Here is a 14399-nt window from a genome sequence, read left to right on the forward strand (position 1 = left end):
CAAGGCGCGCCCCGCGATCCGCGCGGCTGGCAGTTCGATTAATTTCTCTGAGGGAGTAATGATGCAAAAACGATTCAAGCAGGTTTTGTTGCTGGCCGCTCTCGTGCCGACGTTTGCCATGGCTCAGGCGCTCCAGAACCAGGCGCCCGAGCAGGCACCGGCCGCTGCCGCAGCACCGATCGATCCGGCCAAGCAAGCCGCGATCAAGGACCTGCTCGACGCAATCGACGCACAGAAGCTCGTCGGCGCGATCGGCAACAGCGCGCAGATGCAAGCCAAGCAGCTCGTCCCGGCGATCCTGTCGGACGCGCTGTCGGAAAACAAGACGATGACGGACAAGCAGAAGCAGGCTTCCGTCCCGTCGCTGCAAAAGAACGCTGTGCCGAAGCTGGTTGACTCGGCAGGCCAGGTCTTCGCGACCGACTCGTTCAAGCAGGACGCGATGCAAGCTCAGTACGAAGCCTACGCCAAGTACTACAGCACGTCGGAAATCAAGGACCTGACCTCGTTCTACCGCAGCCCGACCGGCCGCAAGTTCATCCAGGTTCAAGACCAGGTTGGCCGCGACGTCGTCAACGGTCTGATGCAGAAGTACATGCCGCAGTCGATCAAGGCAACGCGTGACCAGGCCGACAAGGAAGTCGCGTCGGTCAAGCCGGCCAAGTAAGTCAGCATCACCGTCGCGCCCGTTTGGGGCGCGATCGGTCGCAGCGTCCCGGCGAGCCCGCGTTGGCGGGTTCCCGGCGACAATGCGATAATGGCCGTTTGCGCGATATCAGCGCAAACGGCCTTTTCTTTTTCTGGCGCATCCCGGCGTCCTCAGCCGCCGCGCCTGCCTCGGGATCTCCTTACGATGCGCGTCTTCAATTTCTCCGCCGGACCGGCAGCCTTGCCGGAAGAAGTGCTCCGCCAGGCCGCCGACGAAATGCTCGACTGGCACGGCAGCGGCATGGGCGTGATGGAAATGAGCCATCGCGGGCCGGAATTCATGCGCATCCACAGCGAAGCGCTGCTCGATCTGCGCGAACTGATGCAGGTTCCCGCGAGCCACCAGATCCTCTTTCTGCAAGGCGGCGGCATCGGCGAAAACGCCATCGTGCCGCTGAACCTGTTCGGTGCGAAGCCGCGCGCCGACTTCGTCATCACCGGTTCGTGGTCGCAGAAGTCGCAGAAGGAAGCGCTCAAGTACGGCGCGTCGCACATCGCCGCAACGGGCCGCACCGAGGCGGGCTTCACGCACGCGCCGCAAAAGAGCGAGTGGCAGCTGTCCGACGATCCGGCCTACGTGCATCTATGCACGAACGAGACGATCGACGGCGTCGAGACTTTCGAGATTCCCGACCTCGGCGACATCCCGCTCGTGGCGGACGCGTCCTCGCACATCCTGTCGCGCCCGATGGACATCGCCAAATACGGCGTGCTCTACGGCGGCGCGCAGAAGAACATCGGCATGGCGGGCGTGACCGTGGTGATCGTGCGCGAGGACCTGCTCGATCGCGCGATGCCCATCTGCCCGTCGGCGTTCGAATGGAAGACCGTCGCCGCCAACAATTCGATGTTCAACACGCCGCCCACCTACGCGATCTACATCGCGGGGCTCGTGTTCAAGTGGTTGAAGCGCCAGGGTGGCCTCGAAGCCATCGAGGCGCGCAATATCGAGAAGGCCCAGCTGCTCTACGACACGATCGACTCGAGCAGCTTCTACATCAACAAGGTGGAGCGCCGCGCGCGCTCGCGGATGAACGTACCGTTCTTCCTCGCCGACGAAACACGTAACGATGATTTCCTGGCCGGCGCGAAGGCGCGCGGGCTTCTGCAGCTGAAGGGCCACAAGTCCGTCGGCGGCATGCGGGCGTCGATTTACAACGCGGTGCCGCTCGAAGCAGTGCAGGCACTGGTCGAGTACATGAAGGAATTCGAGGCGAAAGCCTGACCTCGCGTCGGGCGGCGCCTGCCGCGCGCGCTGCTGATGCCGCGCGCCTCCTTTCAGATTGCCGGTTTCACGCATGGACGACGAACTCAATTCCCAACTCAAGCCGCTGCGCGAGCGTATCGACGCCATCGATGCGCAGCTCATCGCCCTCCTGAACCAGCGCGCTTCGGTCGCACTCGAAGTGGGCGAGGTGAAGAAGCATTTCAACGCGCCCGTGTTCCGCCCGGAGCGCGAACTGCAGGTGATCGAACGCCTGCAGAATCTCAGCGCGGGCCCGCTCGGCAACGAGCACATCAGCGCGATCTGGCGCGAGATCATGGCCGCGAGCCGCTCGCTCGAAAAGACCATTTCGGTGGCCTTTCTCGGGCCGGTCGGCACCTATAGCGAACAGGCTGTCTACGGTTACTTCGGTCAGTCGATCGAAGGTCTGCCGTGCCCGTCGATCGACGAGGTGTTCCGCGCGGTCGAGGCGGGCAGCGCCGAGTTCGGCGTCGTGCCGGTCGAGAATTCGACCGAGGGCGCGGTGTCGCGCACGCTCGACCTGTTCCTGCAGACGCAGCTCGCGATCGGCGGCGAAATCGCGCTGCCGATCCACCACAACCTGATGACGCAAAGCGGCAAGCTCGCGGGCGTGACGCGCGTGTGCGCGCATCCGCAGGCGCTTGCGCAGTGCCAGCACTGGCTGACGGCGAACGCGCCGCATCTGGAGCGTCAGGCCGTGTCGAGCAATGCGGAAGCCGCGCGTCTCGCGGCGGAAGATCCCACCGTCGCGGCCATCGCGGGCGAGCGTGCAGCCACGCATTACGGCCTGCTGATCGCCAACGCGCTGATCCAGGACGATCCGCACAACCGCACGCGTTTCGTGATGATCGGCAAGCAGCCGGCGGGCGTGTCGGGCCACGACCAGACTTCGATGATCGTCTCGGTGAAGAACGAACCGGGCGCGGTCTACAAGCTGCTCGAACCGCTCGCGCGCCACGGCGTGTCGATGACGCGTTTCGAGTCGCGTCCGGCGCGCGTCGGCACGTGGGAGTACAACTTCTACATCGACTTCGAAGGCCATCGCGACGAACCCGCCGTGGCGGCCGCGCTCGACGAGCTTGGCAAAAAGGCGGCGTTCCTCAAGATTCTCGGTTCGTATCCGCGCTCGCGCTGAGCGCGCCGGGTGCCCGTGCGGCGCGCGCAGGCGCGCCTTCGCTGATTTACGTCGATGTCACGTCGATGATGCCGCGCCGCCGCACGCGAGCGGCCCTGGAGAGACACGCATGACCCAGCCATTCGGCCCTTCCTATGTGCGCGCGATCGCGCCGTATGTCGCCGGCAAGCCGATTTCCGAAGTCGCCCGCGAGTTCGGACTCGACGAGGCGCGTATCGTCAAGCTCGCGTCGAACGAGAATCCGCTCGGCATGCCCGCGTCGGCGCAGCGCGCCATTGCGCAGGCGGCGGCCGAACTGGGCCGTTATCCCGATTCGAACGCGTTCGAACTGAAGGCGGCGCTCGCGGCGCGCTACGACGTGCCGCCCGAGTGGATCACGCTCGGCAACGGCAGCAACGACATTCTCGAAATCGCCGCGCACGCCTGCGTGGAGCGCGGCCAGTCGATCGTCTATTCGCAGTATTCGTTCGCGGTCTACGCGCTCGCGACGCAAGGGCTCGGCGCGCGCCACGTGGTGACGCCGGCCGTGCAGTACGGCCACGATCTCGACGCGATGCTCGCGGCCATCGCCGACGACACGCGCCTGATTTTCGTTGCCAATCCTAACAATCCGACCGGCACGTTCATCGACGGCGCGGCGCTCGAAGCGTTCATCGCGAAGGTGCCGGCCGAAGTGGTCGTCGTGCTCGACGAGGCCTACACGGAATATCTCGCGGCGGACAAGCGCTACGACTCGATCGCGTGGGTGCGCCGCTATCCGAACCTCGTGGTGTCGCGCACGTTCTCGAAGGCCTACGGGCTCGCGGGTCTGCGCATCGGTTTCGCGATCGCGCAGCCGGCGCTGACCGATCTGCTGAACCGTCTGCGTCAGCCGTTCAACGTGAACACGCTCGCGCAGGCCGCGGCGGTCGCGGCGCTCGGCGACGCGGCGTTTCTCGAACAGAGCGCCGCGCTCAACGCCGAAGGCTATCGCACGCTCACGGCCGCGTTCGAGCGCATGGGCCTCGAATACGTGCCGTCGGACGGCAACTTCGTGCTCGTGCGCGTCGGTCACGACGATCAGGCGGGCGAGCGCGTCAATCTCGCCTTGCTCAAACAGGGCGTGATCGTGCGTCCGGTCGGCGGCTACGGCTTGCCGCAGTGGCTGCGCGTGACCATCGGCCTGCCCGAGGAAAACGCCGCCTTCGTCGCAGCGCTCGAACGCAGCCTGGCGCCGGCATGAGCACGCAACTTTTTTTCGATCCGGTGATGGCGTGAGCGCGTTTCCCTTTAGCAAACTGGTGATTTTCGGTGTCGGCCTGATCGGCGGCTCGCTCGCGCGCGGGCTGCGCGAACGCGGCGCATCGCAAGGTGTCAGCGGCCAAAGCGGCGGTCAGGTGATCGGCGTGGGCCGCCGCGCGCATTCGGTCGCGCGCGCGCTCGAACTCGGCGTGATCGATGCGGCCGCGACGCTCGACGACGAAGCGGCGCTCGCTGCTGCGCTCGACGGCGCCGACATCGTGCTGATCGCCGCGCCGGTCGCGCAGACCCAGGCGCTGCTCGAACGCATCGCGCCGCATCTTCAGCCGCAAACCCTCATCACCGATGCGGGCAGCACCAAGAGCGACGTGATCGCCGCAGCGCGCGCCGCGCTCGGCGAGCGCATCGGCCAGTTCGTGCCGGGCCATCCGATCGCGGGCCGCGAGTCGAGCGGCGTCGAAGCGGCGCTGCCTGACCTCTATGTGGGCCGCAACGTCGTGCTGTGTCCGCTGCCGGAAAACGCGCCGCAAGCGGTGGAGCGCATCGCCGCGATGTGGCGCGCTACGGGCGCGGTGATCGGCCAGATGAGCGCCGCGCAGCACGACCGCGTGTTCGCGTCGGTGAGTCATTTGCCGCACGTGCTGTCGTTCGCGCTCGTCGACCAGATTCTCGATACGCCCGACGCCGAGCTGAAATTCTCGTTCGCGGCGGGCGGCTTCCGCGACTTCACGCGCATCGCGGCGTCGAGCCCCGAAATGTGGCGCGATGTCTGCCTCGCGAACCGCACGGCGCTGCTCGCCGAGCTGGACGCCTACACTGAAGTGCTGGCGAAGCTGCGCGCGGCCATCGACGCCGGCGACGGCGCGGCGCTCGAAACCGTGTTCGCGCGTTCGCGCGCGGCGCGCGAGGCGTGGCAGGAGCGCGGCGGAAAGAAGTTCGCGCAGGCGGCGCCCGCGCCCGAAGCCGGTCCCGGAAAGTGAAGCGCAAACGCAGCGGTAAAAACAGCGTCAAAGAAAGCGATCAGTAGTCAAGCATCAGCCATGCGGCGCGGCGCAGTCCCGCGTCACGCCGCACCATCAGGACACGTCATGGAACACCTCGATCTCGGACCGTTCACCCGTGCGTCCGGCACGATCCGTCTGCCCGGCTCGAAAAGCATTTCGAACCGCGTGCTGCTGCTCGCGGCGCTCGCCGAAGGCGAAACCACGATCACGAATCTGCTCGACTCCGACGACACGCGCGTGATGCTCAGCGCGCTCGAAAAGCTCGGCGTGAAGCTCAAGCGCGAAGACGACACCTGCGTCGTGCAGGGCACGCGCGGCGCCTTCACGGCGGTGCGCGCGGATCTCTTCCTCGGCAACGCGGGCACGGCGGTGCGTCCGCTCACGGCGGCGCTCGCGGTCAACGGCGGCGACTATCGCATCCACGGCGTGCCGCGCATGCACGAGCGCCCGATCGGCGATCTGGTCGACGGCCTGCGCCAGATCGGCGCGAAGATCGACTACGAGGAAAACGAGGGCTATCCGCCGCTGCGCATCCGTCCGGCGCAGATCGACGTCACGGCGCCCATCAAGGTGCGCGGCGACGTGTCGAGCCAGTTCCTCACCGCGCTGCTGATGACGCTGCCGCTCGTGCGCGCCGAAGGCGGCATGACGGTCGTCGAAGTGGACGGCGAGCTGATTTCCAAGCCCTACATCGAGATCACGATCAAGCTGATGGAGCGCTTCGGCGTGAAGGTCGAGCGCCACGGCTGGCATCGCTTCGAGGTGCCGGCGGGCGTGCGCTACCAGTCGCCGGGCAAGATCATGGTGGAAGGCGACGCCTCGTCGGCGTCGTATTTCCTGGCCGCGGGCGCCATCGGCGGCGGTCCGATCCGCGTGGAAGGCGTGGGGCGCGCGAGCATCCAGGGCGACGTCGCGTTCGCGGCGGCGCTCATGCGCATGGGCGCGAACGTCACGGTCGCCGACGACTGGATCGAGGTGCGCGGGATCGGCAACGATCACGGCAAGCTCGACCCCATCGACATGGACTTCAACCTGATTCCCGACGCGGCCATGACGATCGCCGTGGCCGCGCTGTTCGCCGACGGCGCGACCACGCTGCGCAACATCGCGAGCTGGCGCGTGAAGGAAACCGACCGCATCGCGGCGATGGCCACGGAATTGCGCAAGGTGGGCGCGAACGTGGAAGAGGGCCCCGATTACCTGATCGTGCGCCCGCCCGCGAAACTCACGCCGAACGCGGCGATCGATACCTACGACGATCACCGCATGGCGATGTGCTTCTCGCTCGTGAGCCTCGGCGGCGTGCCGGTGCGCATCAACGACCCGAAGTGCGTCGGCAAGACGTTCCCCGATTATTTCGAGCGCTTCCTGGCGCTCGCCCAACCCTGAATTTTTTAGTAGCCGAGTCTCGTTGCCGAATGAAATCGACCCGTCCCTTTTATCCGACGCCCGTCATCGCGATCGATGGCCCGACCGCTTCCGGCAAAGGCACGGTGGCCACGCTGGTCGCCGCGCATCTCGGCTTTCACCTGCTCGACAGCGGTGCGCTGTACCGGCTGGCGGCGCTTGCGAGCATGCGTTACACGATCGCCGCCGATGACGCCGACGGTCTTGCCAAGCTGATCGACGATCTCCACATCACGTTCCGCGAGGGCATGGCCCAGCTCGACGGCGTTGACGTTTCGAATGAAATCCGCGCCGAGGAAGTGGGCAACCGCGCCTCGATGATCGCCGCGCATCCGTCCGTGCGCACCGCGCTGGTGGCCCGTCAGCGGGCCTTCCGCAAGCTGCCTGGCCTCGTCGCCGACGGCCGCGACATGGGCACGGTGATCTTCCCGGAAGCCGGTCTGAAGGTGTTTCTGACGGCCAGCGTGGAGGCCCGCGCGGCCCGCCGGTATAAGCAATTGATCCAGAAGGGATTTTCTGCTAATATGGATGACTTGCTCCGGGATTTGCGTGAGCGCGACGCGCGCGACAGTAACCGCGCGGCCGCGCCGCTCAAGCCCGCAGCGGATGCGAAGCTGCTGGACACCTCGGCGCTGACCATCGACCAGGCGGTCGAACAGGTCGTGCAGTGGTACCAGCAAGCTAGCGAACTGCGCAGCGAACAGCGGCCCGTGCGTCATGATGCACAAGGCAAATCGCAGTAAAGAACGCAGTACAGCAGTAGCAGTAAATGTAGTGGTGCCCTGCTGGGAAGCAGGGCGTGTCTTAAACCCTTTAACCCCGTATGGCTTTTGCATCTGTGCCACGAGCGTAAGCGCTCCGGCCTCAACGCCCAACCGGCCTAGACAGGCTGGAAGCGCAGCAGAACCATGCAAATCCAGATTTTTATGTCCGACCTGCAAACCTCCACCCCGAATACCGAATCTTTCGCGGCTCTGTTCGAAGAGTCGCTGACCCGCCAGGACATGCGCGCCGGCGAAGTGATTTCCGCCGAAGTCGTGCGCGTCGACCACAACTTCGTGGTCGTCAACGCTGGTCTCAAGTCCGAAGCCTATATTCCGCTCGAAGAGTTCCTGAACGACGCGGGTGAAGTGGAAGTGCAGGCGGGCGATTTCGTTTCCGTCGCGATCGACGCGCTGGAAAACGGCTACGGCGACACGATCCTGTCGCGCGACAAGGCGAAGCGTCTCGCTTCGTGGCTGTCGCTGGAAAAGGCCCTCGACAACAACGAACTCGTGACCGGCACGATCACGGGCAAGGTCAAGGGCGGCATGACCGTCATGGTCAACGGCATCCGCGCGTTCCTGCCGGGTTCGCTCGTCGACACGCGTCCGGTCAAGGACACGACGCCGTACGAAGGCAAGACGCTCGAATTCCGCGTCATCAAGCTCGACCGCAAGCGTAACAACGTCGTGCTGTCGCGCCGCGCAGTGATCGAAGCCACGCAAGGCGAAGAGCGCGCAAAGCTGCTCGAAACGCTGAAGGAAGGCGCGATCGTCAACGGCGTGGTCAAGAACATCACCGACTACGGCGCGTTCGTGGACCTCGGCGGCATCGACGGCCTGCTGCACATCACCGACATCGCATGGCGTCGCGTGCGTCACCCGTCGGAAGTCCTGTCGGTTGGCCAGGAAGTCACCGCCAAGATCCTCAAGTTCGACCAGGAAAAGAACCGCGTTTCGCTCGGTATCAAGCAACTGGGCGACGATCCGTGGGAAGGCATCTCGCGCCGTTACCCGTCGGGCACGCGCCTGTTCGGTAAGGTCACGAACATCACCGACTACGGCGCATTCGTCGAAGTCGAATCGGGCATCGAAGGCCTGGTTCACGTGTCGGAAATGGACTGGACCAACAAGAACGTTGCTCCGTCGAAGGTTGTCCAGCTGGGCGACGAAGTCGAAGTCATGGTCCTCGAGATCGACGAAGACCGCCGCCGCATCTCGCTCGGCATGAAGCAGTGCAAGCCGAATCCGTGGGATGACTTCAGCCGCAACTTCAAGAAGGGCGACAAGCTCCAGGGCGCGATCAAGTCGATCACCGACTTCGGCGTGTTCATCGGTCTGCCCGGCGGCATCGACGGTCTGGTTCACCTCTCGGACCTGTCGTGGTCGGAAACCGGCGAAGAAGCCGTCCGCAAGTACAAGAAGGGCGACGAAGTCGAAGCCGTGGTTCTGGGCATCGACGTCGAGAAGGAACGCATCTCGCTCGGCATCAAGCAGCTCGAAGGCGACCCGTTCAGCAACTTCGTTGCTGTCAACGACAAGGGTTCGACGGTCGACGGCGTGGTCAAGTCGGTCGACGCCAAGGGCGCTGTGATCACGCTGAACGCGGACGTCGAAGGCTACCTGCGTGCTTCGGAAATCGCGCAAGACCGCGTGGAAGATGCTCGCAACGTGCTGAAGGAAGGCGACAAGGTCAACGCGATGATCATCAACATCGATCGCAAGTCGCGTGGCATCAACCTGTCGATCAAGGCCAAGGATTCGGCTGAGACGCAGGAAGCTCTGCGCAGCATGTCGTCGGACACGACGGCCGCCACCGGCACGACGAACCTCGGCGCGCTGCTGAAGGCCAAGCTCGACGGCCAGAACCAGTAAGCCTCAAACGGGGGCAAGCTGAAGTATGACCAAATCTGAATTGGTCGCGCAGCTGGCTACGCGATTTCCGCAACTTGTCCTCAAGGATGCGGATTTCGCGGTCAAAACGATGCTCGATGCGATGTCCGAGGCGCTTGCCAAGGGCCATCGCATCGAAATTCGAGGCTTCGGCAGCTTTGGCCTGAACCGCCGGCCGTCGCGCGTCGGTCGCAACCCGAAGTCGGGTGAAAAAGTGCTGGTGCCCGAGAAGTTCGTGCCGCACTTCAAGCCAGGCAAGGAGCTGCGCGAGCGTGTGGACCGTCGATCGGGCGAGCCGCTGAAAGCGGACGAGCCGGACGACGATCTGTAAGCGCTGCAAGTTATTGCCGTGTTTGCGGTTGTCGGCAATCAATGCCAGATGGCCAGAACGCATGGACCGGAAAGCGCCGGGGTTAATAGCCCGGCGCTTTTTTTTCGTCCGCGTTTTTTGTTTGTTCGTTTTGTTCGTTCGTTTTTTCGTCCGTTTCGTGCGCATGCCGGGGCGTGGTGTGCTGCGTGCGGTTTTGTGTGTGTACCTGCGCGGTTTTGGCGCCGTTAAGCGTTCGCGCGCACGTGCGCGGGCGCGAGGCGTTCCATTACAATACGGGACACTTCGGCGGCGCCGCTGCTGCGGCGCAACACGCGTTGCGGCATGCTTGTGGCGTGTTTGTGGCAATTGCGCGGCGCCGGGGTTTGTTCAACTGCCAAGAGAATCCTTCATGAGATTGATCGCCTGGGTGATCCGTGTGCTGGTGTTCGTGCTGCTGCTTGTGCTCGCACTCGCCAACACGCAAACCGCGACGCTGAACTTTCTTGCCGGATATTCGTGGCAGGCTCCGCTGATCCTGATCGGCCTCGCGTTTTTCGTGGTCGGGCTGCTGGCCGGTCTGCTGTCCGCGCTGCCGGCGATTTTCCGGCTGCGCATGGAGAACGGCCGCCTCAAGCGCGAGCTGCGCACCGCGCGCGAAACGCCTGCGGTCGTCGCGGAACCGCCGCTGCCGCCGCTCATCTGATTCGACTTGCCGCCGCGTGCCCGTCTGGGGGCGCGGCTTGATTCCCTCTCACCATCGCTCGCATGGATCTCGATTTCTGGTGGCTCCTCGTCATTCCCGTGGCTTTCGCACTCGGCTGGATGGCGTCGCGCTACGACCTCAAGGCGCTGCTGTCCGAAAGCGCCAACCTGCCGCGCTCGTATTTCCGCGGCCTGAATTTCCTGCTCAACGAGCAACCCGACAAGGCGATCGACGCGTTCATCGAAGTCGCCAAGCTCGATCCCGAAACGGTCGAACTGCACTTCGCGCTCGGTAACCTGTTCCGCCGCCGCGGCGAAACCGACCGGGCGATCCGCGTGCATCAAAACCTGCTGTCGCGCGCCGACCTGCCCGTAAACGAGCGCGACCACGCACTCTACGAACTGGGTCAGGACTTCCTGAAGGCCGGCATGCTCGATCGCGCCGAGGAAACCTTCAGCACGCTCAAGTCGGGCGACTATGCCCAGGGCGCGCAGCGCGCGCTGCTGACGATCTACGAGATCGAGAAGGACTGGAACCGTTCGATCGACACCGCGCGTCATCTGGAAACCATGGGCGCGCCGTCGCTCGATCTGGAAATCGCGCAGTTCCATTGCGAACTGGCGCAGGAAGCGCTCCAGCAGAAGAAGCCCGACGAAGCGCGTCGCCAGCTCGGCCTCGCGCTCAAGGCGAACGAGCACAACGTGCGCGCGACCATTCTCGCGGGCGATGTCGATGCGGCGAGCAACGACTGGGAGTCGGCGCTCGTGCAGTGGAAGCGCGTCGAGGCGCAGAATCCCGCCTATCTGCCGCTCGTGGCCGAAAAGGTCATGAAGGGCTACGAGGCGCTCGGCCGCGCGCAGGACGGTGCGCAGCTGCTCACCGAGTGGGTCGACCGCCATTCGTCGAACGATCTGCTCGACGTGGCCTATAAATATGTGTCGGAGCTCAGCGGCCCCGACGCGGCGCACACGCTCGCGCGCACGCAGATGCAGAAGTCGCCGAATCTCGCCGGCATGACGCGTCTGCTCGAAGCGCAGCAGGCCACGGCCGAGGAGCCGCGCCGCAGCGAACTCGAACTCATGCGCAAGCTGATCCAGCAGCGCACCAAGAACCTGCCGCGCTACACCTGCCAGAACTGCGGCTTCCGGGCGCGCCTGTTCTACTGGCAGTGCCCTGGCTGCAGCGGGTGGGAAACCTACGCGCCGCGCCGCGTCGAGCCGATCCCGGCTTCCAGCTGACGCGCGTCGCCGCGCACGCATTACCTCAATCCGAATCTGTTACCGGAGCGCGTATGAAAATCACCATTATCGGTACCGGCTATGTTGGCCTCGTCACCGGGGCGTGCCTTGCCGAAATCGGTCACGACGTGTTCTGCCTCGACGTCGATCCGCGCAAGATCGACATCCTGAACAACGGCGGCGTGCCGATCCATGAGCCGGGCCTGCTCGAGCTCATCCAGCGCAACCGCAAGGCGCGCCGCATCACGTTTTCCACCGACGTCGCCGCGAGCGTCGAGCACGGCGAAGTGCAGTTCATCGCCGTCGGCACGCCGCCCGACGAAGACGGCTCGGCGGACCTGCAATACGTGCTCGAAGCGGCGCGCAGCATCGGCCGCCACATGAACGGCTTCAAGGTCATCGTCGACAAGTCGACGGTGCCTGTCGGCACGGCGCAGCGCGTGCAGGCCGTGATCGCCGAGGAACTGGCGAAACGCGGCCTCGGCGCGAGCGACGCGCAGCGCTTCTCGGTGGTCTCGAACCCCGAGTTCCTCAAAGAGGGCGCGGCCGTGGACGACTTCATGCGCCCGGACCGCATCATCATCGGCATTGACGAGGACGCCAACGGCGAAGTCGCGCGCGAGAAGATCAAGCGCCTCTACGCGCCGTTCAACCGAAATCACGAACGCACGATCTACATGGACGTGCGCTCGGCCGAGTTCACCAAGTACGCGGCCAACGCGATGCTCGCCACGCGCATTTCGTTCATGAACGAAATGGCGAACCTGGCCGACCGCGTGGGCGCCGACATCGAGTCGGTGCGTCGCGGCATCGGCTCGGACCCGCGCATCGGCTATCACTTCCTGTACGCAGGTTGCGGCTACGGCGGCTCGTGTTTCCCGAAGGACGTGCAGGCGCTGATCCGCACGGCCGCGGAATCGGGCCAGAACCTGCGCATTCTCGAAGCGGTCGAGGACGTCAACGACGGCCAGAAGGACGTGCTCATGGGCAAGATCGTCCAGTCGATGGGCGACGATCTGTCGGGCAAGCGCTTCGCGGTCTGGGGTCTCGCGTTCAAGCCGAATACCGACGACATGCGTGAGGCGCCGAGCCGCCGCCTGATCGCCGAACTGCTGCGCCGTGGCGCGTCGGTGTCGGCCTACGATCCGGTGGCCACCGACGAAGCACGCCGCGTGTTCGCGCTCGATCTCGCGAGCGCGCCCGAACTGCAGGCGCGCCTGACCTTCGCGGCGAGCCAGGACGATACGCTCGCGGGCGCCGATGCACTCGTGGTCGTCACCGAATGGACGGCGTTCAAGGCACCGGACTTCGAATTCCTGAAGGAACAGTTGAAGGCGCCGCGCATCTTCGACGGACGTAATCTGTACGAGCCTGACGCGATGGCGGAGCTCGGTTTCGACTATCACTCGATTGGGCGTCCCCATGTCAAACACGCAAACTCGCCCGCAGTCTGACGCCATGACCGCCATCACCGACAATGCCGCGCTCGCGCCCGACGTGCAGGTCGTGCCGCGCGAGCAGTTCGCGCGCTCGCGCGTGCTCGTGGTCGGCGACGTGATGCTCGACCGTTACTGGTTCGGCGACGTCAACCGCATTTCGCCCGAAGCGCCCGTGCCGGTCGTGCACGTGCAGCGCCAGGAAGACCGTCTCGGCGGCGCGGCCAACGTCGCGCGCAATGCCGCGGCGCTGGGCGCGCAGGCCGGTCTGCTGTGCGTGGTCGGCCACGACGAGCCGGGCGAGCGCATCGTCACGCTGCTCGGCGAGAGCAACGTGCACGCGCATCTCGAACGCGATCCCGCGCTGCCCACCACCATCAAGCTGCGCGTGCTGTCGCGCCAGCAGCAGCTGCTGCGCGTGGACTTCGAGAACACGCCCGCACACGAGGCGCTGCTCGCGGGCCTCGCGCGCTTCGACGCGCTGCTGCCGTCGCACGACGTGATCCTGATGTCGGACTACGCGAAGGGCGGGCTCACGCACGTCACGCAGATGATCTCGACCGCGCGCGCGGCGGGCAAATCCGTGCTGGTCGATCCGAAGGGCGACGACTGGGAGCGCTATCGCGGCGCGAGCGTGATCACGCCGAACCGCGCGGAACTGCGCGAAGTCGTTGGCACCTGGAAGTCGGAAGATGACCTGCTCGCGCGCGTGACGAAGCTGCGCCACGAATTGCAGTTCGACGCGCTGCTGCTCACGCGCTCGGAAGAGGGTATGACGCTCTTTTCCGACGAGGGCGTGCTGCACGCGCCGGCTGTCGCGCGCGAAGTGTATGATGTCTCGGGCGCCGGCGACACTGTCATCGCGACCGTCGCGGTCTCGCTGGGCGCGGGCCTTTCGCTCGTCCAGGGCGTCGCGCTCGCGAATCGCGCCGCCGGTATCGTGGTCGGCAAGCTCGGCACGGCTACCGTCGATTACGACGAACTCTTTCAATGACGTGCCGCGCGCGGCGGCCAGCCGGCTGCCGCGTGACGGACGCACCCCCGGGCCGGCTTCGGAGAGTTTTGCCGGTCCCGCGTGAACTCCTCTGCGCAGAACTACCATGACCCTCATCGTCACCGGCGCGGCCGGCTTCATCGGCAGCAATATCGTCAAGGCGCTCAACGAACGCGGTGAAGACCGCATCATCGCCGTCGACAACCTCACGCGCGCCGACAAGTTCAAGAATCTCGTCGATTGCGAAATCGACGACTACATCGACAAGACCGAGTTCGTCGAGCGCTTCGCGCGCGGCGACTTCGGCAAGGTGCGTGCGGTGTTC

The 14399-nt window shown here is 65.2% G+C and carries 14 protein-coding genes; all 14 read left to right on the forward strand.

Features of this window, described 5'->3' with window-relative positions; genetic code table 11:
- The first annotated feature begins 61 nt into the window (after positions 1–61).
- Positions 62–667 carry a DUF2059 domain-containing protein gene (locus LDO54_RS18930; RefSeq protein WP_065058310.1) on the forward strand — a complete coding sequence of 202 codons (606 nt, stop codon included), beginning with the start codon at positions 62–64 and terminating at the stop codon, positions 665–667.
- A gap of 186 nt (positions 668–853) precedes the next feature.
- Positions 854–1933 carry a 3-phosphoserine/phosphohydroxythreonine transaminase gene (serC, locus tag LDO54_RS18935; protein WP_224012215.1) on the forward strand — a complete coding sequence of 360 codons (1080 nt, stop codon included), beginning with the start codon at positions 854–856 and terminating at the stop codon, positions 1931–1933.
- A 73-nt stretch (positions 1934–2006) separates the two neighbouring features.
- Positions 2007–3089: a prephenate dehydratase gene (pheA, locus tag LDO54_RS18940; RefSeq protein ID WP_224012216.1), complete on the forward strand. Its 1083-nt coding sequence runs from the start codon at positions 2007–2009 to the stop codon at positions 3087–3089.
- Between the two features lie 109 nt (positions 3090–3198).
- Positions 3199–4311: a histidinol-phosphate transaminase gene (gene hisC / locus LDO54_RS18945; protein WP_224012217.1), complete on the forward strand. Its 1113-nt coding sequence runs from the start codon at positions 3199–3201 to the stop codon at positions 4309–4311.
- Between the two features lie 31 nt (positions 4312–4342).
- Positions 4343–5308, forward strand: a complete 966-nt coding sequence (locus tag LDO54_RS18950; RefSeq protein ID WP_224012218.1) for a prephenate dehydrogenase — start codon at positions 4343–4345, stop codon at positions 5306–5308.
- 108 nt (positions 5309–5416) lie between these two features.
- On the forward strand, positions 5417–6721 hold the full coding sequence (aroA, locus tag LDO54_RS18955) for a 3-phosphoshikimate 1-carboxyvinyltransferase (RefSeq protein ID WP_224012219.1): 1305 nt from the start codon (positions 5417–5419) through the stop codon (positions 6719–6721).
- Between the two features lie 29 nt (positions 6722–6750).
- Entirely contained in the window at positions 6751–7482 is a 732-nt protein-coding gene (gene cmk / locus LDO54_RS18960) for a (d)CMP kinase (protein WP_224012220.1), read from the forward strand.
- A gap of 165 nt (positions 7483–7647) precedes the next feature.
- Positions 7648–9375 (forward strand): 30S ribosomal protein S1, encoded by a 1728-nt coding sequence (gene rpsA / locus LDO54_RS18965; protein ID WP_224012221.1) that lies wholly within the window; start codon positions 7648–7650, stop codon positions 9373–9375.
- 25 nt (positions 9376–9400) lie between these two features.
- Positions 9401–9724, forward strand: coding sequence for an integration host factor subunit beta (locus tag LDO54_RS18970; protein ID WP_028226806.1), 324 nt, complete (start codon positions 9401–9403; stop codon positions 9722–9724).
- Positions 9725–10112: 388 nt separating this feature from the next.
- On the forward strand, positions 10113–10406 hold the full coding sequence (locus LDO54_RS18975; protein WP_065058283.1) for a lipopolysaccharide assembly protein LapA domain-containing protein: 294 nt from the start codon (positions 10113–10115) through the stop codon (positions 10404–10406).
- Positions 10407–10468: 62 nt separating this feature from the next.
- On the forward strand, positions 10469–11644 hold the full coding sequence (gene lapB, locus LDO54_RS18980) for a lipopolysaccharide assembly protein LapB (protein WP_224012222.1): 1176 nt from the start codon (positions 10469–10471) through the stop codon (positions 11642–11644).
- Between the two features lie 53 nt (positions 11645–11697).
- Positions 11698–13098 carry a UDP-glucose dehydrogenase family protein gene (locus LDO54_RS18985; RefSeq protein WP_224012223.1) on the forward strand — a complete coding sequence of 467 codons (1401 nt, stop codon included), beginning with the start codon at positions 11698–11700 and terminating at the stop codon, positions 13096–13098.
- Positions 13099–13102: 4 nt separating this feature from the next.
- Positions 13103–14074 (forward strand): D-glycero-beta-D-manno-heptose-7-phosphate kinase, encoded by a 972-nt coding sequence (gene rfaE1, locus LDO54_RS18990; protein ID WP_224012224.1) that lies wholly within the window; start codon positions 13103–13105, stop codon positions 14072–14074.
- Positions 14075–14180: 106 nt separating this feature from the next.
- On the forward strand, positions 14181–14399 hold a 219-nt coding region (locus LDO54_RS18995), incomplete at its 3' end, for an NAD-dependent epimerase/dehydratase family protein (protein ID WP_224012225.1).

The sequence above is a fragment of the Paraburkholderia tropica genome, assembly GCF_914484835.1.
In the GTDB taxonomy this organism is placed as follows: Bacteria; Pseudomonadota; Gammaproteobacteria; order Burkholderiales; family Burkholderiaceae; genus Paraburkholderia; species Paraburkholderia tropica_A.

Excerpts from the sequence above, each read along its gene's own strand:
- LDO54_RS18930 (WP_065058310.1), top strand. The coding sequence starts at position 62 with ATGCAAAAACGATTCAAGCAGGTTTTGTTGCTGGCCGCTCTCGTGCCG.
- serC (WP_224012215.1), top strand. The coding sequence starts at position 854 with ATGCGCGTCTTCAATTTCTCCGCCGGACCGGCAGCCTTGCCGGAAGAA.
- pheA (WP_224012216.1), top strand. The coding sequence starts at position 2,007 with ATGGACGACGAACTCAATTCCCAACTCAAGCCGCTGCGCGAGCGTATC.
- hisC (WP_224012217.1), top strand. The coding sequence starts at position 3,199 with ATGACCCAGCCATTCGGCCCTTCCTATGTGCGCGCGATCGCGCCGTAT.
- aroA (WP_224012219.1), top strand. The coding sequence starts at position 5,417 with ATGGAACACCTCGATCTCGGACCGTTCACCCGTGCGTCCGGCACGATC.
- cmk (WP_224012220.1), top strand. The coding sequence starts at position 6,751 with ATGAAATCGACCCGTCCCTTTTATCCGACGCCCGTCATCGCGATCGAT.
- rpsA (WP_224012221.1), top strand. The coding sequence starts at position 7,648 with ATGCAAATCCAGATTTTTATGTCCGACCTGCAAACCTCCACCCCGAAT.
- LDO54_RS18970 (WP_028226806.1), top strand. The coding sequence starts at position 9,401 with ATGACCAAATCTGAATTGGTCGCGCAGCTGGCTACGCGATTTCCGCAA.
- LDO54_RS18975 (WP_065058283.1), top strand. The coding sequence starts at position 10,113 with ATGAGATTGATCGCCTGGGTGATCCGTGTGCTGGTGTTCGTGCTGCTG.
- lapB (WP_224012222.1), top strand. The coding sequence starts at position 10,469 with ATGGATCTCGATTTCTGGTGGCTCCTCGTCATTCCCGTGGCTTTCGCA.
- LDO54_RS18985 (WP_224012223.1), top strand. The coding sequence starts at position 11,698 with ATGAAAATCACCATTATCGGTACCGGCTATGTTGGCCTCGTCACCGGG.
- rfaE1 (WP_224012224.1), top strand. The coding sequence starts at position 13,103 with ATGACCGCCATCACCGACAATGCCGCGCTCGCGCCCGACGTGCAGGTC.